Here is a 23,349-nt window from a genome sequence, read left to right on the forward strand (position 1 = left end):
GCCGTCGGAGCCGTCGGAGCCGTCGGAGCCGTCGGAGCCGTCGGAGCCGTCGGAGGGAGTCACAACGGCGCCGACGATAGACCCACGTCAGTCCCGCCGCCGGGCCGATGCGGCCAGCTCGGCCTCGATCCGGGCGCCGCCCGGCATACCGCTCCGGGCGCCGCTCTCCGCGACCGACAGCGCGGCCGCCACCGCCGCCCGCCGGACCGCCCGCACCACCGGATCCCCCGCCGCGAGGCCGGCCGCGAGGACGCCGTTGAACGTGTCGCCGGCGCCGGTGGTGTCCCGGACCTCCGCCACCGGATGGGCCGGGACGTGCTCGGTCCCGCCACCGGGGTCGACGACGAGCACCCCGTCGCCGCCGAGCGTCACCACGACCTCGGCGTTCGTCCGCCGGGCCAGGGCGGCCGCCCGGTCCGCCTCGGTGGCGGGTCCGTCGCCCGCGGGCAGCAGGGCGGCCAGGTCCCGGATCTCGGTCGCGTTCGGGGTGAGCACCGGCCCGTGCCGTAGCAGCCGGCCGAGCACCGGCAGCACCGGCGCGGAGTTGACGACACACGGGATCCCCTGTGCCGCAGCGCTTTCCACGGCGGCGGCGACGGCCTCCTCCGGGATCTCCGTGCTGACAAGCACGCATCCGGCCCAGCCCGCGGCCCCGGCGACGGCCGACCGCACGGCCTCCGGGTCGACGGCCGCGTTCGCCCCGCCGCCGACGGCGATCTGGTTCTCGCCGGCCTCGTCGACCACGATCAGCGCGACGCCGGTCGGCACGCCCTCGAGGACCGCGACCGCGCCGACGTCGATCCCCTCGGCCCGCAGCTCGGCCACGGCGCCGGACCCGACGTCGTCCGCGCCGACGGCCCCGACGTACCGGACCTCGGCGCCCGCCCGGGCAGCCGCGACCGCGGCGTTGGCACCCTTGCCCCCGCCGAACCGCTCCACCCCGGGCCCCACCACGGTCTCGCCGGGGCCGGGCAGCCGCGGGGCCCGCACCACCATGTCGACGTTGACCGCGCCGACCACGACGACCCTCGGTGCGACGTGCTCGGTCACGGGCCGGACAGCAGCCGGGCGAGGGTCTCCAGGTCGGCCTGCACCGCCGCGACGTCCCGCTCCAGGTCCTCGTCGCTCATGTCGGGGCGGTGGCGGACGGTGAACACGAGGTCGCAGCCGTCCTCGTTGGGCAGCACCCGCAGCGGGTTGGAGACGACCTCGCCGCCCGGGAGCGCGACGTCGTGGTCGAGCACGCCGAACTCGTTGCGCGGCGCGAAGGTGATCTCGACCGTGCCCATCGGCGACTCGGTGACCCACCGCCCCTCGCGCAGCTCGACGCACGACGAGGCGAGGCCGGCCGCCCACCGGGGCAGGTTCGTGGGGTCGGCGACGAAGGCGTACACCTCGGCCGCCGGTGCCTCGATCCGGACGCCGAGGTGCCGGCTCGGGAGTGTGGACACGGGCGCTCCTTCCGCTCGGGCCGCCACCCTCCCACGCCCCACCGACTCCGATCACGCCCACCGGCCGCTCCCCTACCCCACCCCCAGCTCCGCGGCCAGCTTCCGGGCCAGCGCGACCTTCTGGATCTTCGTGGCGGACATCGGCCAGTCGTCGACGAAGCGCAGGTGCCGCGGCACCTTGAACGCGGCGAGCGAGGCGCGGCAGTGCGCCAGCAGGTCGTCGGCGGAGGTCGTCGCACCCGGGCGCAGCTCCACGAACGCCGCGGGCACCTCGCTGAGCCGCCGGTCCGGCACGCCGACGACGGCGACCACCGCCACGTCGGGATGCCGCGCGAGCACGACCTCGACCTCCGTCGCGGCCACGTTCTCCCCGCCGACCTTGATCATCTCCTTGATCCGGCCGCGGTAGCTCACCCGCCCGTCGGCGTCGACGAAGCCCAGGTCCCCGGTGCGGAACCATCCGCCGGCCGCCGCGGTGCGGGCGGTCTTCCCCGGGTCGTTCCAGTAGCCGTCGAACAGCCCGGGGCCGCGCACGACGATCTCGCCCTGCGTCCCCGGCGGGAGGAGCTCGTCGTCGACGGGGTCCATCGCGGCCATCTCCATCCCGGGCAGCGGGCGGCCGTTGGTGCCGAGGCGGATGTCGTCGGGGTCGTCGGGCGCGGTGGTGGCGCCGATCCCGCCGACCTCGCTGCTGCCGTACGAGGTCAGCTGCACCGTCGAGGGCGCGAGGGCCTGCAGCCGGCGCAGCGTCTCGGGCGGCCCGACGTTGAGCATCAGCCGCACCCCCGCGAACACAGCGGCGAAGTCCGGCTGCGCGACGAGGGCCTCGATGATCGTCGGGAAGCAGGTGAACGCCACGGTCACGCGCTCGTCGCGGATCTGGGCCAGGGCGCGCGCCGGGTCGAACCGGCGGGTGGTCACGAAGGTGCCGCCGGCGTCGAGGATCGCGAGCAGCGGGTTGAGGAAGCTGAGGTGGAACAGCGGCAGGACGTCCCAGAGCACGTCCGCGGGGGTGCAGCGGAAGCGCGTGCGGCCCACCGCGACCCCCACGCCGACGACGGCCTCGTGGCTGAGCGGGCAGCCGCTCGGGTGCGCCGTGGTCCCGGACGTGTAGACCATCAAGGCGGTCTGCCGGAGCGAGACCCGTTCGCGGAACGGCCCGATCCGGGCGGCCGTCGCGTCCGGGTCCGGGCCTTCGAGATCGAGCGGGACGAAACCCTCGACCGGCCCGATCGCGGCCGCGACCCGCAGAGCCGGGAGCCCGTCGAGGGCGAGCGCCGCCGGGTCGCCGTCCAGCCCCGTCGCCGCGCGGATGAGCTCCGGGTAGTCCGCGGGCGAGTCCGGGTGCCCCGTCACGACGACGGCCTCGATGCCGGCGTCGGCCAGCACGTGCCGGACCTCGGGGACGGCGAACCGCGTGTTGACCGGGACCGCCACCGCACCCAGCGCCGCGCACGCGAAGAGGATCTCGACGCCCTCGGCGGAGCAGTCCGCGGCCACCGCCACCCGGGCCCGGGGCCCGACGCCGAGGTCCAGCAGCTGTTCGGCGATCCGCTCGGCGGCGGCGAGGACCTCGGACCAGGAGGTGCGGCCGTCGGGCGTGACGATGCCCGCCACCGGGTCGGCCGTGGCCGCCGTCCGCACGAGCAGGTCGGCGAGGGTGGGCAGCTCGCGCCAGGTCCGCTCCGCCATCACGCCGCCCCGGCGGACGCGGGTACGCGGGCGCCGGCGTGCCGGCCGGCCCGGTACCCGAAGACCATGCCCGGGCCGAGCGTGCCGCCTGCGCCGCCGTAGACCATGCCGGTCACCCCGGCCATCGCGTTGCCGGCGGCGTAGAGCCCCGGGATCGACGTGCCGCCGAGGTCGAGGACCCGGCCGTCGACGTCCGTGCGAGGACCGCCCTTGGTGCCCAGCGCCCCGCTGTGGATCTCGACGGCGTGGAACGGGCCCTCGGTGAGCGGACCGAGCGTGGCGCCGGGGCCCGGGTAGTGGTGCTGGTCGCCGTTCCAGCCGTCGTAGGCGCCGGCACCGCGACCGAAGTCCGGGTCCGCGCCCTCGGCGACGTGCGCGTTGAACCGGGCCACGGTCGCGGCCAGCGCCGGCGGCGGCACACCGATCCGGCGGGCGAGCTCGTCGAGCGTGGGCGCGCTCGTCATCCACGCCGGGGGCTCGGCGCCGGGCGGCAGCGACAGGAACCCGTAGCGCCGCAGGTACTCCGCGTCGAAGACCAGCCAGCAGGGCAGGTTGGCGTAGGTGAAGGTCGTCGGGTCGAACTGGTGGAAGGCGCCGCCGAGGGCGTTGTAGTTCGCGGCCTCGTCGGTGAACCGCCGGCCCGTGCGGTTGACCATGATCGACCGCGGCAGCGACCGCTCGCGCAGGATCAGCTGGGCTCGCTGCCGGCCGAACGCCTCGTCGCCCGGGATCTCGACGGTCGGGACCCACCAGGCCTCGCGCATCGTGCCGAGCTGCGCGCCGGCGGCCATGGCGAGGCGCAGGCCGTCGCCGGTGTTGGTCGGGACCGACGCCGGGCTGGTCATCGGGCCGCGCAGGAAGGCGCGCACCAGCTCCGGGTCCCACTCGAACCCGCCGGTCGCCAGCACCACGCCCCGCCGCGCCCGGATCTCCGTGCCGTCGGCGAACCGGACGCCCTCCACGCCGTCGCCGAGGATCAGCGAGGTCGCGCGCAGGCCGGTCCGCGGCGCGATCCCGCGGTCCAGCAGCGCCTTGAGCAGCCCACCGACCAGCGCGTGCCCGCAGCCGCGCAGGTCCCGCTCGCGGCGCTGGTCGCGGCTCGGCGGACCGGGCCGCCCGCCACCCATGAAGGTCTCGGTGAGCATCAGCCGCGGCAACCGCTCGGGCATGACGACCCGGTCCGCCCACTCCCCCAGCTCGCGGAACGAGAACAGGTCGGGGTCGAGCGAGCGGCCGCCGCCGGGCTTCCCGCCGGGATGCTCCGGGTGGTAGTCCGGCAGCCCGGGGACCACGTGGTAGCGCACCGGCGTGGCCGCCTCGATCCACCGCACGAACTCGGGTCCGGTGTCGACGAACGCCTCGGCGAGCGCGGGCTCGATCAGCCCGTGCGACAACGAGTCCAGGTAGGCCAGGGCGTCCGCGCGGCCGTCGGGCGTCGGCTGGTGGGGGTTGGCGGGGATCCAGGTGGTGCCGCCGGAGAGGGCGGTGGTCCCGCCGACCCGCTCCCCCTTCTCGACGACGGCGACCCCGGCGCCCGCATCGGCCGCGGCGACCGCCGCGACCAGGCCGGCCCCACCGGTCCCGAGGACCACGACGTCCACGGTCTCCATGCACACCCTCCCTGCCCGCAGTGATCACTGCCAAACGTCCGGTAGATGGCTCGGTTTTGTATAACGCGTGTTGTAAGCTCCGTCAAATGCCCCGTCGCATCGACGCCGACGCCCGGCGCCGCGAGATCGCCGCGCTGGCCGCCGCCCTCGTCGCCCGCCGGGGCACGGACGGCCTGTCCCTGCGCGCCCTGGCCGCGGCGGCGGGAGCCAGCACCACGGTGATCACGCACTACTTCGCGGACAAGAAGGAGCTGCTGCAGAGCGCGTACCACGCCGCCGTCGACCAGGCCCGCGACCGGGTACGCGAGGCACCGGGCGAGGACGACCCGCGCCGGCTCGTCGCGCTGTGCGAGGCCGTGCTCCCGCTCGACGCGCCCCGGGCCGAGAACTGGCGCACCTGGCTGGCCTTCTTCGGCATCGCCGTCGGGGAGGCAGACCTGGGTGCCGTGCAGCGGCGGCGGGTGACGGGGCACCGCGACCTGATCGCCGACGCCGTCCGGGCCGGGCAGCGGCTGGGGACCGTCGACCCGGCGCGGGACCCGGACGAGGAGGCCCGCACCCTGCTGGCACTCACCCACGGGGTCGCGGTGGAGGCGGCGTTCGACCCGGAGGACTGGCCGCCCGCCCGGCAGCGCGCGCTGATCACCAGGCACGTCGCGGCACTGGCGACGCCACCGTCCGGTGAGGACTCACCGGCTGCGCCGGCGGGCGATCCGCTCTAGCGTCGGACCATGAGCGACAGCGCTGACCCGTCGTCCGACACCCGGCTCGAGGCCCTCCGGCGCGGCGAGAAGCTCCCGAACCTGATCGCCGAGACGGCGTCGGGCTTCGCGGTGTTCGGCGACCACCAGAAGCTCCCCGGGTACTGCCTGCTGATCCACCGGGCCGAGGTCGAGCACCTCGACGACCTCGACGAGCCCGAACGGATCCGGTTCCTCTACGAGCTGTCGCTGCTCGGCCAGGCCGTCCGCACCGCGCTGCGTACGGACGGGCAGTTCCGCCGGATCAACTACGAGGTCCTCGGCAACACGTGGCCGCACCTGCACGGACACGTCCACGCGCGGTACGAGTGGGAACCCGACGAGTACAGGTTCCTGCCCGTCTGGCGCTACCCCGACCTGCGCGCCGCCGAGCACGCCGCCGGAACCCGGCACGAGGAGCTGAAGGAACGGATCGCCCTCGAGCTGCGCGGCCTGCTCACGGGCGGTCTGTAGCCCGTCGGGGCGGGGGGCCAAGATGGCGGGCGTCGCCCTGCCGAAGGAGATCACCGTGCGCCGGTTCGCCGCGCTCGCCGCCCTGCTCGTCCTGCCCTTGCTGTTGCTGCCCGGCACCGCCGCCGCGGACCCGCCCTTCCGTGCGCCGGACCGCGTCACCGACCGGGCCGGGGTGCTCGACGCCGCCGACCGCGCCCGGGTCACCGAGGCGGTCGACCGGCTGCACGCCGACCGCGGCTACGACCTGTTCGTCGTCTACGTGAGGTCCTTCGACGGCCGGGACGGGCAGCAGTGGGCCGACGCCACCGCGGTCGCCTCCCAGCTCGGGCGCGACCAGGTGCTGCTCGCCGTGGCGACGGACGACCGGGTCTACGGGATGTCCGTGGACGACAACTTCCCCGAGTCCGACGCGTCGATCCTGCAGATCCGGCGCAACGCCGTCGAGCCGGCACTCGCGCGGTCCGACTGGGCCGGTGCCGCGGTCGGCCTGGCCGACGGGTTGCGTGACACCAGCAGTGGCGTCTCGATCCCGCTGCTGGTCGGCGGCGGAGTGGTCGTCGTGGGCGGGGCGGCGTGGCTGGTGAGCCGGCGGCGCCGTCCGAAGCCGGAGGTCACGCCGCCCGCCCCGGTCCCGGCCGGCCCGCCCGACCCCGCGCCGGGCGAGTCCACCGAGGACCTCGCCTACCGCTCCAGCCAGGCGCTCCTCCAGGTCGACGATGCCGTCGGGACCTCGGAGCGGGAGCTCTCGGCCGCCCGCACCCACTTCGGCGAGAACGCGGTCGCCGGGTTCGCCGCGGCACTCGAGGCCTCGCGCGCCGACATGCTCGCCGCCTTCGAGATCCGCCAGCGGCTCGACGACGACGTCCCCGAGACCGAGCCCGAGCGGCGCGCGATGCACGCCGAGATCATCCGGCTCGCGACGCAGGCGGACGACCGGCTCGACGCCCAGGTCGAGGGCTTCGACCGGCTCCGCGCCCTCGAGGCCGACGCCCAGGGCTACGTCGACGGGATCGCCGCCCGACTGTTCGGGCTCACCGCCCGGCTGCCGGAGGTCGAGCGGCAGTGGGCCGAGCTCGGCCGGCGGTGGGCGCCCACGGCGCTCGAGCCGGTCGCCGAGAACCTGCCGCAGGCCCGCGCGCTGCTCGCCGACGCGCAGAAGGAGATCGACGAGGCGCGAGCCCGGCTGGGTGCGTCGCAGCCCGCTCTCGCGGTGGTCGACGGGCGGGCGGCGGAGGACGCGGAGACCCAGGCCGAGACCCTCCTCGACGGGATCGCCCGGCGCGGCACGGAGCTGACCGAGGCGTCGGGGCGGGTGCCGGCCGCGCGGGCGGAGGTCGAGCAGGACCTCGCCGAGGCCGCAGCACTGCCCGGGGTCGACCCGGGGGTGACGGCCCGGGCGCGGGCGGCGATCGAGGCCGCGACGGAAGCGGCGCGGGGCGCCGGCGCCGGATCCGTCGGCGGCGGCGCGGCGACGGGCGGGGCGGCGACGGGCGGCGCGGCGACGGGCGGCGCGGCGACGGGCGGCGCGGCGACGGGCGGGGCGGCGACGGGCGGGGCGGCCGGAGGCGGCGCGGCGACGTCGGGCGTGGGTCTTCCCGACCCGATCGCGGCGTTGCGGCTGCTCGACGAGGCGGCCGCGGCGCTGGACACGGCGATCGCCGGCGCCCGGGAGACCGCGGAGCGCACGCGCCGCGCGACCGCCGCCCTGGAGCAGGCGTTGGTGACGGCCCGGTCGGCCGTGGCGGCGGCGTCGGACTTCGTGTCCACCCGGCGCGGCGCGGTGGGCGCTCCGGCGCGCACCCGGCTCGCGGAGGCGCAGCGGCACCTCGCCGTGGCGACCGCCGGCGGCGACCCCGCGGCCGCCCTGCGGGAGGCGCAGCAGGCGGAGGCGCTGGCCCAGGAGGCCCTACGGCTCGCGCAGTCGGACGTGTCGCGCTGGTCGGGGCCCTCCGGGGGCGGCAGCGGTTTCGGTGGCGAGCTCGGCGCGCTCGTGCTCGGCGGGATCCTCTCCGAGGCGATGCGCGGCGGCGGCTATCGCGGCGGCGGCATCGGGGGCGGTTCCAGGGGCGGCGGGAGCTTCGGCGGCGGGCGCTCGGGCGGCCGCGTGCCCGGCAGCTTCGGCGGCTCCTCCAGCCGCGGCAGGCGAGGCGGCGGCGGCCGCTTCTGACGCAGCGCGCATTGCGTCCAATTCCGACTTCTGGGCGCGTTATGGAACCATAACGCGCCCAACGCCCACCTCTGAGCGCGTTATGGAGCCGTAGTGCGCAGGCGGGGGCGGCTCACAGGACCCCGCGGATCGCCTTCTCGAACCCGACGACGTGGGCGAGCGCCAGCTCCGCCGCCTTCTCCTCCTCCCCCGCGACCACGGCGCGGAGGAGGTCGGCGTGCTCGTGGACGTGCCCGGGCAGGGTCGGGAGCCGGTCGAGGAAGAGCACCCAGATCCGGGTGGCGAGGTTGTCGAGCCGCACGCAGACGTCCTCGAGGTGCGGGTTGCCCGTGGCGCGGTAGAGCGCCCGGTGGACCTCGACGTCGGCGCGGAGCAGCTCGCGCGGGTCGCCGGTGGGGTCGAGCGCACTGATCCGCTCCCCGAGCGCGGCGAGTTCCGCCCGGTCGGCGCTCCCGGCCGACCGCGCCGCGGACCGGGCGGCGAGCGGCTCGAGCGCGAGCCGCACCTCGGACAGGTTCGCGAGGTCGGTGATGTCGACGGCCGTCGCGAACGTCCCGCGCCGCGGGTAGGCGATCACGAGCCGGTCCCCCTCGAGCCGCTTCAACGCCTCCCTGACCGGCGTGCGCCCGGTGCCGAGCTCGGCGGCCAGGCGGTCGTCGTTGAGCGGGTCGCCCGGGCGTATCTCGAGCATGACGAGCCGGTCGCGGATCGCCGTGTACGCGCGCTCCGCCAGCGACATGACCTCTCCCGACGTCGCCACGCTCATGTGCCCTCCCCTGACGAACCCCTTGACCGACCTCGCTACGGTCCCTACCGTACCTCACGATTGATATACCAGTCTGCAAGATCTTGTCGCGCAGACCGTCGGACGGAGTCCTGCATGGCCGAGCAGCTACCGGAGCATCCCGACTTCCTGTGGCGTACGCCCGAGCCGAAGAAGTCCTACGACGTGGTGATCGTCGGTGGCGGTGGGCACGGCCTCGCCACCGCGCACTACCTCGCGAAGAACCACGGGATCACGAACGTGGCGGTGGTGGAGAAGGGCTGGCTGGCCGGCGGGAACATGGCCCGCAACACCACCCTGATCCGATCGAACTACTTGTGGGACGAATCCGCGGCGATCTACGAGCACTCACTCACACTGTGGGAAGGTCTCGAGGAGGATCTGGGGTATCCGATCCTGTTCTCCCAGCGCGGGGTGCTGAACCTGGCCCACACCGAGCAGGACGTGCGCGACTCCGTCCGTCGGGTGGAGGCGAACAAGCTCAACGGGATCGACGCCGAGTGGCTGGGCCCGGACGAGGTCGCCAAGATCTGCCCGATCGTCAACGTCTCCGCCGACATCCGCTACCCGGTGCACGGGGCCACCTACCAGGCCCGCGCCGGGATCGCCAAGCACGACTACGTCGCGTGGGGGTTCGCCCGGCGCGCCGACGAGGCCGGGATCGACCTGATCCAGGACTGCGAGGTCACCGGCTTCACCACCGACGGCAGCCCGGACGACGGCACCGCACGGGTCACCGGCGTGCGCACGACGAAGGGCGACATCGCCTGCGGACGGGTCGCGCTGTGCGCGGCCGGGCACAGCTCGGTGCTGTTGGACATGCTCGGCGTGCCCGCCCCGCTGCAGTCCCACCCGCTGCAGGCGCTGGTGTCCGAGCTGCTCGAGCCGGTGCACCCGACGATCGTGATGTCCAACGCCGTGCACGTCTACGTGTCCCAGGCGCACAAGGGCGAGCTGGTCATGGGCGCCGGGGTGGACTCCTACAACGGGTACGGCCAGCGCGGCGCCTTCCACATCATCGAACGGCAGATGGCCGCCGCGGTGGAGCTGTTCCCGGTCTTCGCCCGCGCGCACCTGCTGCGCAGCTGGGGCGGGATCGTCGACGTCACCCCCGACGCCAGCCCGATCGTCGGGCACACCCCGTACGAGAACGTGTACCTCAACTGCGGCTGGGGCACCGGCGGGTTCAAGGCCACCCCGGGCATCGGCTGGTGTCTGGCCGACACGGTCGCGAACGGCCGGCCGCACCCGTACGTCGCCCCGTTCGCCCTCGACCGGTTCGTCACCGGCGCGCTCGTCGACGAGCACGGCGCCGCCGCCGTCGCCCACTGACCGGGCACCTCAGGAGACCCTCGATGCAGCTGATCCACTGCCCCTGGTGCGGCCCCCGCGAGGAGGTCGAGTTCCACTACGGCGGCCAGGCCGGTGTGGCCTACCCCGCCGACCCCGCCGTTCTGTCCGACGAGGAGTGGGCCCGCTACGTGTTCGTCCGCGACAACCCCAAGGGCCGCTTCGAGGAGCGGTGGAGCCACAGCGCCGGCTGCCGGCGCTGGTTCACCGCCGTCCGGGACACCGTGACCTACCGGTTCGAGCGATGAGCCGCGTCGACGGGTACGGCCGCATCGACCGCTCCCGCACCCTGACCTTCACCTTCGACGGCGAGCAGTACGCCGGTCACCCCGGCGACACCCTCGCCTCCGCCCTCCTCGCGAACGGCGTGCGCCGCGTCGGCACGAGCGTGAAGCTCGACCGGCCGCGCGGGATCACCGCCGCATGGAGCGAGGACCCGACCGGGCTGGTGCAGGTCGAGGAGCCCTTCCCGGAGCCGATGCTGCTCGCCACCACGGTCGACCTGGTCGACGGGCTGGTGGCCCGCGGCCTCGGCGGCCGCGGCCGGCTCGCGGAGGTCCCCGACACCGCGCGCTACGACCGCAGGTACACGCACTGCGAGACCCTCGTCATCGGTGCCGGGCCCGCGGGCCTGCTCGCCGCACGGACCGCCGCGCGCCGGGGCGACCGCGTGGTGCTCGTCGACGACCGCCCCGCCGCGGGCGGCTCGCTGCTCGGCACGGAGCGGATCTGCGGGCGGAGCGCCTTCGACTTCGTCGCCGACACCGTCGCAGAGCTGCGCGCGGACCCGGACGTCCGGATCCTGCCGCGCACCACGGCGTTCGGGCACTACGACGACGGCTTCGTCCTCGCCCTGGAGCGCCGCACCGACCACCTCGCCCAGCCGCCGAGGGACGTCTCCCGGCAGCGGGTCTGGCGGATCCGGGCCGGGCACGTGGTCGTCGCGACCGGGGCGCACGAGCGGCCGATCGTGGTCGAGGACAACGACCGCCCCGGGATCATGCTGGCCGCGTCCGCCCGCGACCTGCTGCACCGGTACGGCGTCCTGGTCGGCCGGGAGATCGTCGTCTTCACGACCGACGACGCCGCGTACGACGCCGCCGCCGACCTCGAGCGCGCCGGCGCGCGGGTCACCGTCGTCGATCCGCGCCCCGGGGCGGGCGGGAGCGCCACCCACCACGCACGGGTGGTGGGGACGAGCGCTACCGGGTCGGAGGACGGCGCGGTCACCGCCGTCACCCTCGACGACGGCACCGTCCTCCCCTGTGACGCCCTGCTGCTCTCGGGCGGCTGGAACCCCACCGCCCACCTGTTCTCGCACGTCCGCGGCGCGCTGCGGTACGACGCCGAGCTCGGCGCCTTCCGGCCCGGTGAGCCGCTCGACGGCGGCACCGTCGTCGGGGCGGCGAACGGGACGTTCGACCTCGCGGGCTGTCTGGCCGAGGGCAGGGGCGAGACGCCCGAACCGGTTGCGCGCAGGACACACGTCCTGTGGCGCACCGAGGGCGAGCCGGCGCGGCAGTTCGTCGACCTGCAGCGTGACTCGACGGTCGCCGACATCGCCCGTGCCGTGGCCTCGGGCATGCGGAGCGTCGAGCACGTCAAGCGCTACACGACGATCGGCACCGCACACGACCAGGGCAAGACCTCCGGCGTGATCGCCTCGGGGATCACCGCCGAGCTGCTCGGCGTGCCGGTGGAGTCCCTGGGCACCACCACCTTCCGGCCGCCGTACACGCCGGTCGCCTTCGCGGCGCTGGCCGGGCGCCAGCGCGGCCGGCTCTACGACCCCGAGCGCACGACCGCGCTGCACGCCTGGCACGTCGAGGCGGGCGCGGTGTTCGAGGACGTCGGGCAGTGGAAGCGCGCCCGGTACTACCCGCGGCCCGGCGAGGACATGGAGGCCGCGGTGCTGCGCGAGTGCGCGGCCGCCCGCACCGGCGTCGGCATCCTCGACGGCTCCACCCTGGGCAAGATCGACGTCCAGGGGCCCGACGCCGGCGTCCTCCTCGACCGGATCTACACGAACATGATGTCCTCGCTGAAGCCCGGCCGGGTCCGGTACGGCGTGATGTGCGGGGTTGACGGCATGGTGATCGACGACGGCACCGTGCTGCGCATCGACGACGAGCGCTTCCTCGTCTACACGACCACCGGCGGCGCCGCGCCGATCCTCGACCACCTCGAGGAGTGGCTGCAGACCGAGTGGCCCGAGCTGCGCGTGTCGCTGACCTCGGTGACCGAGCAGTGGGCGACCTTCCCGGTCGTCGGGCCGCGGTCCCGGGACGTGATCGGCGCGTTCGCACCGCACGTCGATGTGTCGAACGCGGCCTTCCCGTTCATGAGCTGGCTGGACACCGAGGTCGACGGCGTCCCGGTCCGGCTGGCGCGCATCAGCTTCTCGGGCGAACTGGCCTGGGAGGTGAGCGTCGACGGCTGGCACGCGGCCGCCGTCTGGCGGCGCCTGCTGGACCTCGGTGCGCCCCACGGGATCACGCCGTACGGCACCGAGACCATGCACGTGCTGCGCGCCGAGAAGGGCTACCCGATCATCGGCCAGGACACGGACGGCACCGTCACGCCGCAGGACCTCGGCACGGAGTGGGCGGTGTCGAAGAAGAAGCCGGACTTCGTGGGCAGGCGCTCCTTCGCCCGCCCGGCCAACCTCGACCCCCTGCGCAAGCAGCTCGTGGGCCTGCTGCCGGTCGATCCCGACCTGAAGCTGCCGGAGGGGTCGCAGATCGTCGAGCTGACCGACGCGCTGCCGCCGCCCCCGGTGCCGATGCTCGGCCACGTCACGTCGAGCTACCGCAGTGCCGCGCTCGGCCGGACCTTCGCGCTCGCCCTGGTCAAGGGCGGGCACGCGCGGATCGGCGAGCGCCTGACCGTGCCGGTCGACGGGGCGCTGGTGCCCGTCGAGGTCACCGGCTCCGTGCTGTTCGACCCGGAGGGAACCCGACGGGATGGTGAGCCGAGTGTCCGGTGATGTCGTGACCGACGTCCTGCGTCCTGCCGGCGCCCTCGACGGCTGGGCCGGCCGCTTCGCCGCGCTGCCGGACTCGGTGACGCTGCTGGCCGAGCCCTTCCACGCGATGGTCGACGTCCGCACCGCAGACCCGGCCGCGCTCGAGCGCCTGGTCGGCGCCCCGTTGCCCGGCCCGAACGCGTGGAGCGGCGGCGAGCGCGTCACGGCGATCTGGCTGGGGCCGGACGAATGGCTGCTGACCAGCCCGTTCCTCTCGCCGGCCGAGCTGGAGGGGGCCGCGCGCGAGACGGGGGCCGCCGCTCTGCCCGATGCACGGCTCGCCGTGGTCGACGTCTCCGCCCAGCGCACCACGGTCCGGCTCCGCGGCGCCCACGCCCGCGACGTGCTGGAGACCGGCTGCGCGATCGACCTGCTTCCGCGGAGCTTCGGGGCAGGGTCCGCCGCGGTGACGCTGCTGGGCCAGTCCGGTGTGGTGCTGCTCGGCCTCGGGCCGTCGGACTACCGCATCCTCGTGCGGTCCTCCTTCGCGGCCTACCTCGCCGAGTGGCTGCTCGACGCCGCGAGCGAATGGCGATGAGGGGGCGGTGACGGTGCCGTGACGGTCTCCGCGTTCGACCTGTTCAGCGTCGGCATCGGCCCGTCGAGCTCGCACACGGTCGGGCCGATGCGCGCGGCGCTGCGGTTCGCCGGGCGGCTCGAGCGCGAGGGGCTGCTCCCCCGCGTCGCGCACGTGAGGGCGGAGCTGTTCGGCTCGCTCGGCGCGACCGGGAAGGGCCACGGCAGCGTCGGCGCGGTGGTGCGCGGGCTGGCAGGCGAGGCACCCGAGACCGTCGACCCGCGCAGCCCCACCGTCGACGACGTGTGGGCGACCGGGCGGCTGCGACTGCTCGGCCGGCAGGAGATCGGGTTCCGGGCCGAGGACGTCGTGCTGCACCGGCGGCGGACGCTTCCCTTCCACCCCAACGGGATGCGGTTCACCGCGCACAGCGGCACCGGCACGGCGTTGCTCAGCGCCGAGTACTTCTCGGTCGGCGGCGGGTTCGTGCTCGACGAGGCGCAGCAGGCGCTGCTCCCGCCCGAGCCCGAGGTCCCGTACCCCTTCGCGACCGGCGCGGAACTGCTCGCCCGCTGCCGCGAGGCCGGGCTGCCGGTCAGCGGGCTCGTGCTGGCCAACGAGTGCGCGCGGATGCGGCGGCTCCGGCCCGGCACCGATCCCGAGGCCGAGGTCCGCCGCGGGCTGCTGGAGCTGTGGGCGGTCATGCAGGAGTGCGTGGAGCGGGGCTCGACGACCAGTGGCGTGCTGCCGGGCGGGCTGAAGGTCCGCCGCCGCGCGGCCGCCCTGCGGCAGGCCCTCGAGGCCGAGTCCACCGCCGAGTCCGGCGAGTGGGTCACCCTCTTCGCCCTGGCGGTGAACGAGGAGAACGCCGCGGGCGGGCGGATCGTCACCGCCCCGACCAACGGCGCGGCCGGGATCGTCCCCGCCGTCCTGCACTACTACCGCCGGTTCTGCCGGGCCGCGTGCGACGACGGTGTGGTCCGGTTCCTGCTCACGGCCGCCGCCGTCGGCTCGCTGTTCAAGGAGAACGCCTCGATCTCGGGTGCCGAGGTCGGCTGCCAGGGCGAGGTCGGCTCGGCCTGCTCGATGGCCGCCGCGGGCCTCGCCGAGGTCATGGGCGGTACACCGGAGCAGGTGGAGAACGCCGCCGAGATCGGCATCGAGCACAACCTCGGGCTGACCTGCGACCCGATCGGCGGGCTCGTCCAGATCCCGTGCATCGAGCGCAACGCCGTCGCCTCGGCCAAGGCGATCACCGCGGCCCGGATGGCCGTGCGCGGCGACGGGCACCACCACGTCAGCCTGGACAAGGCGATCCGGACCATGCGGATCACCGGCGCGGACATGAAGACCAAGTACAAGGAGACGAGCCGCGGCGGGCTGGCCCTGACCGTCGTCGAGTGCTGAGGGCCCGGCGGCCGGGGAACCGGCGCTGAGGGCCCGGCACCGGGGACCCGGGCGACCGAGGCTCCTGTGCCGGGGACCCAGCGGTTGCGGGAGTCCGGTGCACGACGGACGGTGCTCCCATGAGTGGGCCGTCCCGATCCTCGCGGCGCTCCCTGTGGTGGCTCCTCGGCCCGCCCGTCCTGTTCTGCGTGGCGGTCGTGCCCGCGAACCGCGTCGAGCCGTGGGTGCTCGGGATGCCGTTCCTCGTCTTCTGGCTGCTGCTCGCCACGCTGCTCTCCCCGGTCTGCGTGTGGCTCGCGGCCCGGGGTGACCCCGTCTGGCGGTCGGCCCGGGGGACGACACCCGGGACGGCACCGCCGGCCGCCTGCACTCCCGCACCCGCGGCCGGCAGCGGCAGCTGGCCCAGCTCGTCACCCTCCTGGCCGGCGGGCTCGCACTCGGGATGACCTACCTGTTCCCCAACGCCCTCGTCCGGCTCTCGGTGATCTCCTACGAGGGGCTCGCGCAGCTCCTGCCGCTCGTCGTGATCGCCCTCGTCTGGCGCCGGATGTCGTTGGCCGGGGGCGTCGCGGGGCTGGTGGCGGGACTGGTCGTCGTGGTGATGTTGATGGCAACGCGGGCGCGATCGGGCTGGTGCTCAACCTCCTGGTCACGGCGGCGGTCTCGCTCGCCCGTCCCGGCTCGGCACCCGAGGAGCGGCTGGCCGCGCCCGAGCTCGTCCCCGCCCGTTCCGGCCCCGAGGAGGACCGTTGACCCGCACCACCGACCGGCTCGCCGACCTGACCGCCCGCGAGCTGCTCGCGGGCTACCGCGCCGGCGCCCTCTGCCCCGTCGAGGTCGTCGACGACGTCCTGGCCCGGATCGAGACCGACGAACCCCGGCTGCACGCCACCTACGCGCTGGACCCCGACGGGGCGCGGGCCGCCGCGGCGGAATCGGCCGCGCGCTGGCGGGGCGGCGAGGCGCGCCCGCTCGACGGCGTCCCGATCACGCTGAAGGACAACATCGCCACCCGCGGGGTGCCGACGCCGGTCGGGACGGCCGCGACCGAGCTGGTCCCCGCCGAGCGCGACGCCCCGGCGGCGGCCCGGGTCCGCGAGGCCGGGGCGGTCATCCTCGGCAAGACGACCATGCCGGACCTGGGGATGCTCGGGTCGTCCCAGTCGAGCTTCCACCCGGTCACCCGCAACCCCTGGGACCCCACCCGCACGCCCGGCGGGTCGAGCTCCGGCGCCGCCGCGGCGGCCGCGGCCGGCTACGGCCCGCTCCACCTGGGCACGGACATCGGCGGCTCGGTGCGCCAGCCCGCGGGCTGGAACGGGATCGCCGGGCTGAAGCCGACCTTCGGGCGGGTGCCGGTGGTGCCGCCGTACGCGGGCCGGGTGATCGGGCCGCTGTGCCGGACCGTCGGCGACGTCTCCCTGCTCATGTCGGTCGTCGCGGTGCCGGACACGCGGGACCACACCGCCCTGCCCGCGGCCGACATCGCCTGGCCGGAGGCGGCGGGCGCGGTGCAGGGGCTGCGGATCGGGCTGCTCCCCGACGTCGGCGTCGGGCTGGCCACCGACCACGCGGTGCGCGCCGCCGTCGAGGAGGCGGCGCGCACGCTCGAGGCGGCCGGCGCGGTCGTCGAGCCCGTGGCGCCGTTCCTGACCCGCGACATGCTCGACGGGATGGACCGCTTCTGGCGCGCCCGCGCCTGGTCCGACCTCGGCGCGCTGCCCGAGGAGCGCCGCGCCAAGGTCCTGCCCGCCATCCTCGAATGGGCCGCTCCCGGCGCGGACCTGACCGGTGCCGAGGTCTTCCACGGCTACAGCCAGATGGACGCCATGGCCGTCGCCGCCCACCGCGCCCTCGCCGGCCTGGACTTCCTGCTGCTCCCGACCGCGCCGATCCCGCCCTTCCCGGTCGAGTACGCCTCGGCCTTCGACGACCCGGCCCGGCCGTTCGAGCACATCGCGACCAGCCTGCCGTTCAACATGTCCGGCCAGCCCGCGCTCTCGGTGAACTGCGGTTACACGACGGGCGGGCTGCCGATCGGCCTGCAGATCGTGGGCAGGCGTTTCGACGACGCGGGCGTTCTGGCCCTCGCGATGGCGTACGAGGAACACCGCCCGGCACCGCGCCCCTGGCCGGTGGTGTGAGTGCCGGGTGTGTGAGTGACGGTGGTGTGAGTGACGGGGTGGGTGGCGACGGCGGAACCGTCGCCACCCACCGGCGTCAGGCGCGCTTGATCACCACCTTGAGCGCCTCGTTGGCGGCGGCGTCGGCGAACACCTCGTAGGCGCGGTCGATCTCGTCGAGGCCGAAGGTGTGGGTGCCCATCTTCTCGGCGGGGATCTTGCCGCTCGCGACCATCTTCAGCAGCGTCGGGATGGACACGGTGTCGACCAGCCCCATGGTCAACGTGACGTTCTGGATCCACATCTGCTCGAGCGGCAGCTCGACCGGCGCGCCGTGCACGCCGATGTTGGCGATGTGCCCGCCGGGGCGCACCAGCGCGGCGGTCGTGCGCAGCGTCTCCGGGTAGCCGACCGCCTCGATCGCGACGTCGACGCCCAGGCCGTCCGTCATCGCCGTCACGGCGTCGACGACGTCCGGGCCCGCCTCGACCGTGTCGGTCGCGCCGAACTCGACGGCCTTGCTCAGCCGGAACTTGTTGCTGTCCACGGCGATGACGCGGGACGCACCCCAGAGGCCGGTGGTCAGGATGGCGGCGAGCCCCACCGCACCGGCGCCCACCACCGCGACCGTGTCGCCGGGCCGGACCTGCCCGGCCAGCACGCCGACCTCGTACCCGGTGGGCAGCGAGTCGGCGAGGAAGATCGCCTGCTCGTCCGTGACCTCGTTCGGGACGGCGTAGAGCGACGTGTCCGCATACGGCACGCGGACCGACTCGGCCTGGGTGCCGTCGATGAGGTGCCCGAAGATCCACCCGATGCCGCCGACGGTCTGACAGTGCGACGGCATGCCGTTCTGGCAGTACGTGCAGCGTCCGCAGCGGGTGATCGCCGGGACCAGCACCCGGTCGCCCTCGCGGAACCCGGTGACCGCCGAGCCCACCTCGGTGACCGTGCCGACGGCCTCGTGGCCGAGGATCCGGCCGTCCGTCACCGCCGGGACGTCGCCCTTGAGGATGTGCAGGTCCGTGCCGCAGATCGTGGTGGTGTCCACTCTGACCACGACGTCCGTCGGTTCCTGCACCGCCGCGTCGGGGACCTCCTCCCACGCCTTGGAACCCGGTCCGTGGTAGACGAGCGCCTTCATCCGTGCCCTCCCTCGGTCGGTACTACCGCCGCTGATGGACGTTAGTGGCGCTGGTCACATGCGGGTGTCTCACTCTGCGACCGGCGGCTGCGGACCGCTCACCCCCGTGGGATCAGCCGACCACGCCGCGGTCGTGCAGGCCTCCGATCTCCGCCGAGCCCAGGCCCAGGACCTCGGCGAGCACCTCGTCGGTGTCGCGGCCGAGCACCGGGGCCTCCCCCGCCGGTCCGTGCTCCCCGCCCCAGCGCAGGGGCGAGCGTGCCGTGATCGAGGCCGTGCCGTCGGGGAGGGTGAGGTCGGCCAGCACGGGGTGGCGGCCCTCGCGGTGCGCCCCCACCACCTCGGTCATGCCGCGGTAGCGGCCCCACAGCACGCGGGCGGCGTCGAGCTCGTCGGACACGGTCTTGAGGTCGCGCGCGGCGAACCAGGGCCGCAGCACCGCGGCGATGGTCTCGCGCAGCCGGTAGCGCTCGGACTCCTTGGTCAGGTCGGCGTCGAGCGCCTGCTCCAGTGCCGCGAACACGTCCTCGGTGCCGGTGACCGTGCGCAGCGCGGCCCACTGCCCCTCGGTGAGCGCCACCACCATCACCCGGGCCCCGTCCGAGCAGGCGAAGTCGACGCCGAACGAGCCGTAGACGTGGTTGCCGTGCCGCGGCCGCTCCCGGCCCCGCTCCGCCGCCTCCGACAGCCAGCCGAGGTTCGCCACCCCGGCGAGCGCGACGTCGGCCAGCGCCAGCTCGACGTAGGTGCCGCGGCCCGTGCGGGACCGCTCGTACAGCGCCGCCAGCACCCCCGTCGAGACGCTCAGCCCGGTCACCAGGTCCCAGGCCGGCAGCACGTGGTTCACCGGTGCGCCGCCCTCCTCGAGGCCGGTGATCTGCGGGATGCCGACCTCGGCGTTGACCGTGTAGTCCACCGCCGGACGGCCGTCGGGGTAGCCCTGCACCCGCAGGTGGATCAGGTCCGGGCGGCGGCCGACCAGCACGTCGTTGGCCATCCAGCGGCGCCCGACGACGTTGTCCACCACCACCCCGCGGTCCGGGCCCGGCGCGGTGATCAGCGCGGTCACCAGCTCGCGGCCCTCGTCGGAGCGCATGTCGACGGTGACCGAGCGCTTGCCCTTGTTCAACGAGGCCCAGTAGTACGACTCGGCGTCGGCCGGACCGGTCCCGCTGCCCACCACCGGCCAGCGCCGGTGGTCGGTGTTGCCGCCGACCGGGTCGATCCGGATCACGCTCGCACCCAGCTGCGCCAGCGTCATCCCACCCGTGGGCCCGGCCACGAAGCTCGCGCACTCCACGACCTGCAGGCCCTCCAGCGGACGGCTCATCTCGTTCCTCCCCGGCTCGTGCTCGGCTCCCGATCCTGCCGCCCGTGGACCGCGGGCGCAGACCCGCCTAGGGTACGAACGATCGTTCGTCCCCTCACCGTGGAGGTCCGCCGTGCCGGTCACCGACTCCTTCGAAGCCCGCCTGCGCCGCGTCGAGGACGCGCACGAGATCGCCCAGCTGCGCGCCCGCTACTGCCAGTACCTCGACGACGGCCGCTGGACCGACCTGGCCGCGCTCTTCACCCCCGACGGCGTGTTCACCGGCCTCGGCACCGCCCGCGGCACCGCCGAGCTGGAGTCCTTCTTCGGCGCCCTGCAGGAGGGTCCGCTGACGGCGTGGTGGCACTACAGCGCGAACGAGACCGTGGAGATCGACGGCGACACGGCGACCGGCGAGACCCGGCTGTGGCAGCCCTGCGTGGTCGACGGCGAGGCCCACATCGCCGCCGGCCGCTACCGGGACCGGATGACCCGCGGCGCCGACGGGAGGTGGAGGTTCGCGGAGCGGATCGTGACGTTCTTCTACTGGACCCCGCTCGCCGGGGGCTGGGACAAGGGGAAGGTCGGCTTCCCGCCCGCGGAGGCCGCGCTCGACCGGGGATGAATCGGGCGGGACGAGTAGGACGGGACCACCCGCCCGGCCTGTGTCCGGAGTGCACAGGACCCCCGAATCGGCGGTCCCCCGGCCCTTGCCCTCGACCTTACGATCGTTAGTCCGGTCATGTGACGCTGTCGTCACGTCGACGGCGCCGTGTCGGGTCAACGGAGACCAACGGGCGAGGAGAACCCATGTCCCACGCGCACACGGACCACCAGGAGGCGACCGAACTCGACGCCGTCGTCGTCGGCGCCGGATTCTCGGGGCTGTACATGCTGCACCGGCTCCGCGACACGCTCGGCCTCTCGGCGCGGGTGTTCGAGGCCGGCGACGACGTCGGCGGCACCTGGTACTGGAACCGCTACCCGGGCGCGCGGTGCGACTCGGAGAGCTACTTCTACAGCTTCTCGGACCGGCTCTCGGAGGACCTGCTCGAGGAATGGACGTGGAGCGAGCGCTTCGCGGCCCAACCGGAGATCCTGAGCTACCTCCGGCATGTCGCCGACCGGTACGACCTGCGCAAGGACATCCGGTTCGGCACCCGGGTCGTCGCCGCGGAGTACGACGACGCGACCGGACGGTGGACGGTCCGCACCGACGACGGCGCGGAGGTGACGGCGACCTTCCTGATCACGGCGGTCGGCTGCCTGTCGACGACGAACCTGCCCGAGTTCCCGGGCCGGGACGGCTTCCGCGGCGAGTCGTACCACACGGGCGTGTGGCCCCACGAGGGCGTGGACTTCACCGGCAAGCGGGTCGCGGTGATCGGCACCGGGGCCACGGCGGTGCAGGCCGTCCCGGAGATCGCCCAGCAGGCGGCGCACGTGTACGTGCTGCAGCGGACCGCGAACTACGACATCGCGGGCGGCAACCGGCCGATGGACGCCGAGGACGGCCGCAAGATCAAGGAGCGGTACCGCGACATCTGGAAGGCGACCCGGGAGACGGCCTTCGGTTTCCCCTACGACGTCGCGCCCCGCACGGCCCTGTCGGTGTCGGACGAGGAACGGCAGCGGATCTTCGCCGAGGCCTGGGAACGCGGCGGGTTCCGGCTCGGCACGACCTTCAACGACCTGCTGCTCGACGAGCAGGCGAACGAGACCGCGGCGGAGTTCCTGCGGGCGCGGATCCGCGAGCGGGTGCAGGACCCGGAGATCGCCGAGCTGCTCTCGCCCCGCGACCACCCGTTCTTCACCAAGCGGCCGCCGTTGGAGAACGGCTACTACGAGACGTTCAACCGCGAGAACGTGACCCTTGTGAACGTCCGGAAGGCACCGATCCAGGAGATCACGCCCACCGGGGTCCGGACCGCCGAGGCCGAGTACGAGGTGGACGCCATCGTCTACGCCACCGGCTTCGACGCGATGACCGGAACCCTCTTCACCCTCGGGATCCGGGGACGGGACGGGGTCGGGCTCGAGGAGAAGTGGGCCGACGGACCCCACACCTACCTCGGCCTCGCCACCCACGGCTTCCCGAACCTGTTCATGATCACCGGCCCGCAGAGCCCGTCGGTCCTGAGCAACATGCCGGTGTCGATCGAGCAGCACGTCGACTGGATCACCGATTGCCTCCGCCGGCTGGAGGAGCAGGGGTACGACACCATCGAGGCCCTGCCCGCGGCGGAGGACGACTGGGTCGCCCACCACGACGAGGTCACCGCGACGACGTTGCTGCCGCGGGCGAACTCCTGGTGGGTGGGAGCGAACATCCCGGGCAAGCCACGCCGCCTGTACCCGTACGCGGGCGGGGTGGGGGTGTACCGGCAGCTGTGCGACGAGGTCGCCGCCCGTGACTACGACGGGTTCGCCCGTGGCAAGAGCGGAGCAGCCACGAACGGCAGGTTCAGCGGGATCGCGCGGGCCCGGTACACCGAGTTGGCCGAGGAGGCGGCCGCGGCGGCCGAGGCCGCCTCCTAGAACGGCCCGCCGACGCCGTCTCCACCGGCCTCGGCCTCAGAAGAGCAGCACCAGCCGCCCCCGGGTCCCGCCCCGCTCCAGGCGGGCGTGGGCCTCGGGGGCGCGCTCGGCCGCGTAGGTCTCGGCGATCCGCAGCGTGACGGCGCCGGACTCGGCCAGCACGCGCAGCGCGTCGAGCCGCTCGCGGTCCTCGGCGACGTCGCGCACCCATACCGGGTGCCAGGTGATGCCGCGCTTCTCCGGCCCGCGGTACCCGCGGACGGTGGCGATGCCGCCGCCGTCGCGGACCGCGGGCAGCAGCAGGTCGCCCTGCACCGAGCCGTCGGCCAGCGCGTCGACGCCCTCGGGCACCGCCTCACGGATCCGCTCGGCCACGGCGTCGCCGCGCGGGACCACGACGTCGGCGCCGAGCTTGCGCACCAGCTCGACGTCCGCGTCGGAGGCGTCGGCGACCACCCGCAGCCCGGCCGCCTTCGCCAGCTGCACCACGTACCCGCCGTAGGCCCCGGCCGCCCCGGTCACGGCCAGGGTGGCCCCGGGCTCCGGGTCGAGGAGGTCCAGGGTCCGGCGCGCGGTCAGCCCGTTCATCGGCAGGGTCGCCGCGTGCGCGTGGTCCGCGCCGGCCGGCGCCCGCACGACCGACCCGACCGGCACCACGACGTACTCGGCGTAGGCGCCGTGTGCGCCGTCGGGCACCACGACCGCCATGACCGCGTCGCCGAGGGCGAGCCCGCCCTCGGCGCCCTCGCCGATCTCGTCGACCACGCCGGCGGCGTCCATGCCGGGCACGTACGGTGGCGGGTCCTTGCGCTGCCGTTCGGCGCGCGACCCGTCCCGGACGTAGGTGTCGGTCGGGTTGACCGCCGCCGCGTGCACCCGCACCCGGATCTCGCCGGGTCCGGCGTGCGGTTCCGGTAGCTCGACGACCTCGAGGGCCCCGGGCCCGCCGTACTGGTTCACCCCGATCGCGCGCATGCCCCGAGACTCCCATCCGCGCGTCGCGGCGGCGCGCCCGGGA

At 74.7% G+C, this 23,349-nt stretch carries 20 protein-coding genes; 12 read left to right on the top strand and 8 right to left on the bottom strand.

Annotated elements, in window-relative coordinates:
- Positions 1 to 87: 87 nt before the first annotated feature.
- The 4 genes from LWC33_RS19255 to LWC33_RS19270 all read right to left on the bottom strand — a co-directional run bounded on the left by LWC33_RS19255 (position 88) and on the right by LWC33_RS19270 (position 4,753).
- A complete protein-coding gene (locus tag LWC33_RS19255; protein WP_233305799.1) occupies positions 88 to 1,050 on the bottom strand; it encodes a PfkB family carbohydrate kinase in 963 nt (320 codons plus the stop codon).
- Complete coding sequence (locus tag LWC33_RS19260; RefSeq protein ID WP_233305800.1) at positions 1,047 to 1,451, bottom strand: SRPBCC family protein; 405 nt, start codon at positions 1,449 to 1,451, stop codon at positions 1,047 to 1,049. Before LWC33_RS19260 ends, LWC33_RS19255 begins: the two co-directional genes overlap by 4 nt.
- Positions 1,452 to 1,523: 72 nt before the next feature.
- The gene (locus LWC33_RS19265; protein ID WP_233305801.1) at positions 1,524 to 3,143 is read right to left on the bottom strand and encodes a class I adenylate-forming enzyme family protein; all 1,620 of its coding nucleotides are present in this window, start codon (positions 3,141 to 3,143) and stop codon (positions 1,524 to 1,526) included.
- Positions 3,143 to 4,753, bottom strand: coding sequence for an FAD-dependent oxidoreductase (locus LWC33_RS19270; protein WP_233305802.1), 1,611 nt, complete (start codon positions 4,751 to 4,753; stop codon positions 3,143 to 3,145). Before LWC33_RS19270 ends, LWC33_RS19265 begins: the two co-directional genes overlap by 1 nt.
- A gap of 86 nt (positions 4,754 to 4,839) precedes the next feature.
- Here LWC33_RS19270 and LWC33_RS19275 point away from each other — a divergent pair, with 86 nt between their 5' ends.
- Genes LWC33_RS19275 through LWC33_RS19285 form a run of 3 tightly spaced genes read left to right on the top strand, consistent with a single transcriptional unit; the run spans position 4,840 to position 8,134 of the window.
- Entirely contained in the window at positions 4,840 to 5,475 is a 636-nt protein-coding gene (locus LWC33_RS19275; RefSeq protein ID WP_233305803.1) for a TetR family transcriptional regulator C-terminal domain-containing protein, read from the top strand.
- 9 nt (positions 5,476 to 5,484) lie between these two features.
- Complete coding sequence (locus LWC33_RS19280; RefSeq protein WP_233305804.1) at positions 5,485 to 5,967, top strand: HIT family protein; 483 nt, start codon at positions 5,485 to 5,487, stop codon at positions 5,965 to 5,967.
- Positions 5,968 to 5,989: 22 nt separating this feature from the next.
- Positions 5,990 to 8,134, top strand: coding sequence for a TPM domain-containing protein (locus LWC33_RS19285; RefSeq protein ID WP_233305805.1), 2,145 nt, complete (start codon positions 5,990 to 5,992; stop codon positions 8,132 to 8,134).
- A 112-nt stretch (positions 8,135 to 8,246) separates the two neighbouring features.
- Here the strand turns inward: LWC33_RS19285 and LWC33_RS19290 are convergent, their stop codons facing one another.
- The gene (locus LWC33_RS19290; RefSeq protein ID WP_233305806.1) at positions 8,247 to 8,900 is read right to left on the bottom strand and encodes a GntR family transcriptional regulator; all 654 of its coding nucleotides are present in this window, start codon (positions 8,898 to 8,900) and stop codon (positions 8,247 to 8,249) included.
- A gap of 114 nt (positions 8,901 to 9,014) precedes the next feature.
- On the opposite strand from LWC33_RS19290, the gene LWC33_RS19295 reads away from it, so the two are divergent.
- The 7 genes from LWC33_RS19295 (at position 9,015) to LWC33_RS19325 (ending at position 17,361) form a co-directional block, all read left to right on the top strand.
- On the top strand, positions 9,015 to 10,250 hold the full coding sequence (locus LWC33_RS19295; RefSeq protein ID WP_233305807.1) for a sarcosine oxidase subunit beta family protein: 1,236 nt from the start codon (positions 9,015 to 9,017) through the stop codon (positions 10,248 to 10,250).
- A 23-nt stretch (positions 10,251 to 10,273) separates the two neighbouring features.
- Positions 10,274 to 10,516: a sarcosine oxidase subunit delta gene (locus tag LWC33_RS19300; protein WP_233305808.1), complete on the top strand. Its 243-nt coding sequence runs from the start codon at positions 10,274 to 10,276 to the stop codon at positions 10,514 to 10,516.
- Complete coding sequence (locus LWC33_RS19305; RefSeq protein WP_233305809.1) at positions 10,513 to 13,254, top strand: 2Fe-2S iron-sulfur cluster-binding protein; 2,742 nt, start codon at positions 10,513 to 10,515, stop codon at positions 13,252 to 13,254. The genes LWC33_RS19300 and LWC33_RS19305 overlap by 4 nt, the downstream gene beginning before the upstream one ends.
- Before the next feature lie 4 nt (positions 13,255 to 13,258).
- Positions 13,259 to 13,831, top strand: a complete 573-nt coding sequence (locus LWC33_RS19310; RefSeq protein ID WP_233305810.1) for a sarcosine oxidase subunit gamma — start codon at positions 13,259 to 13,261, stop codon at positions 13,829 to 13,831.
- 18 nt (positions 13,832 to 13,849) lie between these two features.
- Complete coding sequence (locus LWC33_RS19315) at positions 13,850 to 15,217, top strand: L-serine ammonia-lyase (protein ID WP_233305811.1); 1,368 nt, start codon at positions 13,850 to 13,852, stop codon at positions 15,215 to 15,217.
- 119 nt (positions 15,218 to 15,336) lie between these two features.
- Complete coding sequence (locus LWC33_RS19320; protein WP_233305812.1) at positions 15,337 to 15,663, top strand: DUF3311 domain-containing protein; 327 nt, start codon at positions 15,337 to 15,339, stop codon at positions 15,661 to 15,663.
- A gap of 303 nt (positions 15,664 to 15,966) precedes the next feature.
- Positions 15,967 to 17,361 (top strand): amidase, encoded by a 1,395-nt coding sequence (locus LWC33_RS19325; protein ID WP_233305813.1) that lies wholly within the window; start codon positions 15,967 to 15,969, stop codon positions 17,359 to 17,361.
- A gap of 76 nt (positions 17,362 to 17,437) precedes the next feature.
- Here LWC33_RS19325 and LWC33_RS19330 read toward each other — a convergent pair whose 3' ends face one another.
- Both LWC33_RS19330 and LWC33_RS19335 read right to left on the bottom strand, forming a co-directional pair.
- Complete coding sequence (locus LWC33_RS19330; RefSeq protein ID WP_233305814.1) at positions 17,438 to 18,484, bottom strand: alcohol dehydrogenase catalytic domain-containing protein; 1,047 nt, start codon at positions 18,482 to 18,484, stop codon at positions 17,438 to 17,440.
- Positions 18,485 to 18,596: 112 nt separating this feature from the next.
- The gene (locus tag LWC33_RS19335) at positions 18,597 to 19,814 is read right to left on the bottom strand and encodes a CoA transferase (protein WP_233305815.1); all 1,218 of its coding nucleotides are present in this window, start codon (positions 19,812 to 19,814) and stop codon (positions 18,597 to 18,599) included.
- Positions 19,815 to 19,926: 112 nt separating this feature from the next.
- Between LWC33_RS19335 and LWC33_RS19340 the strand changes: the two genes are divergently transcribed.
- Together LWC33_RS19340 and LWC33_RS19345 are read left to right on the top strand one after the other, a co-directional pair.
- Entirely contained in the window at positions 19,927 to 20,418 is a 492-nt protein-coding gene (locus LWC33_RS19340) for a nuclear transport factor 2 family protein (protein WP_233305816.1), read from the top strand.
- A gap of 185 nt (positions 20,419 to 20,603) precedes the next feature.
- Positions 20,604 to 22,331 (top strand): flavin-containing monooxygenase, encoded by a 1,728-nt coding sequence (locus LWC33_RS19345; RefSeq protein WP_233305817.1) that lies wholly within the window; start codon positions 20,604 to 20,606, stop codon positions 22,329 to 22,331.
- A gap of 36 nt (positions 22,332 to 22,367) precedes the next feature.
- Here the strand turns inward: LWC33_RS19345 and LWC33_RS19350 are convergent, their stop codons facing one another.
- Positions 22,368 to 23,306, bottom strand: a complete 939-nt coding sequence (locus LWC33_RS19350) for an NADP-dependent oxidoreductase (RefSeq protein ID WP_233305818.1) — start codon at positions 23,304 to 23,306, stop codon at positions 22,368 to 22,370.
- Positions 23,307 to 23,349: the final 43 nt, after the last annotated feature.

This window comes from Pseudonocardia terrae (assembly GCF_021343995.1).
GTDB lineage: Bacteria > Actinomycetota > Actinomycetes > Mycobacteriales > Pseudonocardiaceae > Pseudonocardia > Pseudonocardia terrae.

What these genes read in the sequence shown, in the direction of transcription:
- LWC33_RS19265 (WP_233305801.1), bottom strand. Translation starts at nt 3,143, where the DNA reads ATGGCGGAGCGGACCTGGCGCGAGCTGCCCACCCTCGCCGACCTGCTC.
- LWC33_RS19270 (WP_233305802.1), bottom strand. Translation starts at nt 4,753, where the DNA reads ATGGAGACCGTGGACGTCGTGGTCCTCGGGACCGGTGGGGCCGGCCTG.
- LWC33_RS19275 (WP_233305803.1), top strand. Translation starts at nt 4,840, where the DNA reads ATGCCCCGTCGCATCGACGCCGACGCCCGGCGCCGCGAGATCGCCGCG.
- LWC33_RS19280 (WP_233305804.1), top strand. Translation starts at nt 5,485, where the DNA reads ATGAGCGACAGCGCTGACCCGTCGTCCGACACCCGGCTCGAGGCCCTC.
- LWC33_RS19285 (WP_233305805.1), top strand. Translation starts at nt 5,990, where the DNA reads ATGGCGGGCGTCGCCCTGCCGAAGGAGATCACCGTGCGCCGGTTCGCC.
- LWC33_RS19290 (WP_233305806.1), bottom strand. Translation starts at nt 8,900, where the DNA reads ATGAGCGTGGCGACGTCGGGAGAGGTCATGTCGCTGGCGGAGCGCGCG.
- LWC33_RS19295 (WP_233305807.1), top strand. Translation starts at nt 9,015, where the DNA reads ATGGCCGAGCAGCTACCGGAGCATCCCGACTTCCTGTGGCGTACGCCC.
- LWC33_RS19300 (WP_233305808.1), top strand. Translation starts at nt 10,274, where the DNA reads ATGCAGCTGATCCACTGCCCCTGGTGCGGCCCCCGCGAGGAGGTCGAG.
- LWC33_RS19305 (WP_233305809.1), top strand. Translation starts at nt 10,513, where the DNA reads ATGAGCCGCGTCGACGGGTACGGCCGCATCGACCGCTCCCGCACCCTG.
- LWC33_RS19320 (WP_233305812.1), top strand. Translation starts at nt 15,337, where the DNA reads ATGAGTGGGCCGTCCCGATCCTCGCGGCGCTCCCTGTGGTGGCTCCTC.
- LWC33_RS19330 (WP_233305814.1), bottom strand. Translation starts at nt 18,484, where the DNA reads ATGAAGGCGCTCGTCTACCACGGACCGGGTTCCAAGGCGTGGGAGGAG.
- LWC33_RS19335 (WP_233305815.1), bottom strand. Translation starts at nt 19,814, where the DNA reads ATGAGCCGTCCGCTGGAGGGCCTGCAGGTCGTGGAGTGCGCGAGCTTC.
- LWC33_RS19345 (WP_233305817.1), top strand. Translation starts at nt 20,604, where the DNA reads ATGTCCCACGCGCACACGGACCACCAGGAGGCGACCGAACTCGACGCC.
- LWC33_RS19350 (WP_233305818.1), bottom strand. Translation starts at nt 23,306, where the DNA reads ATGCGCGCGATCGGGGTGAACCAGTACGGCGGGCCCGGGGCCCTCGAG.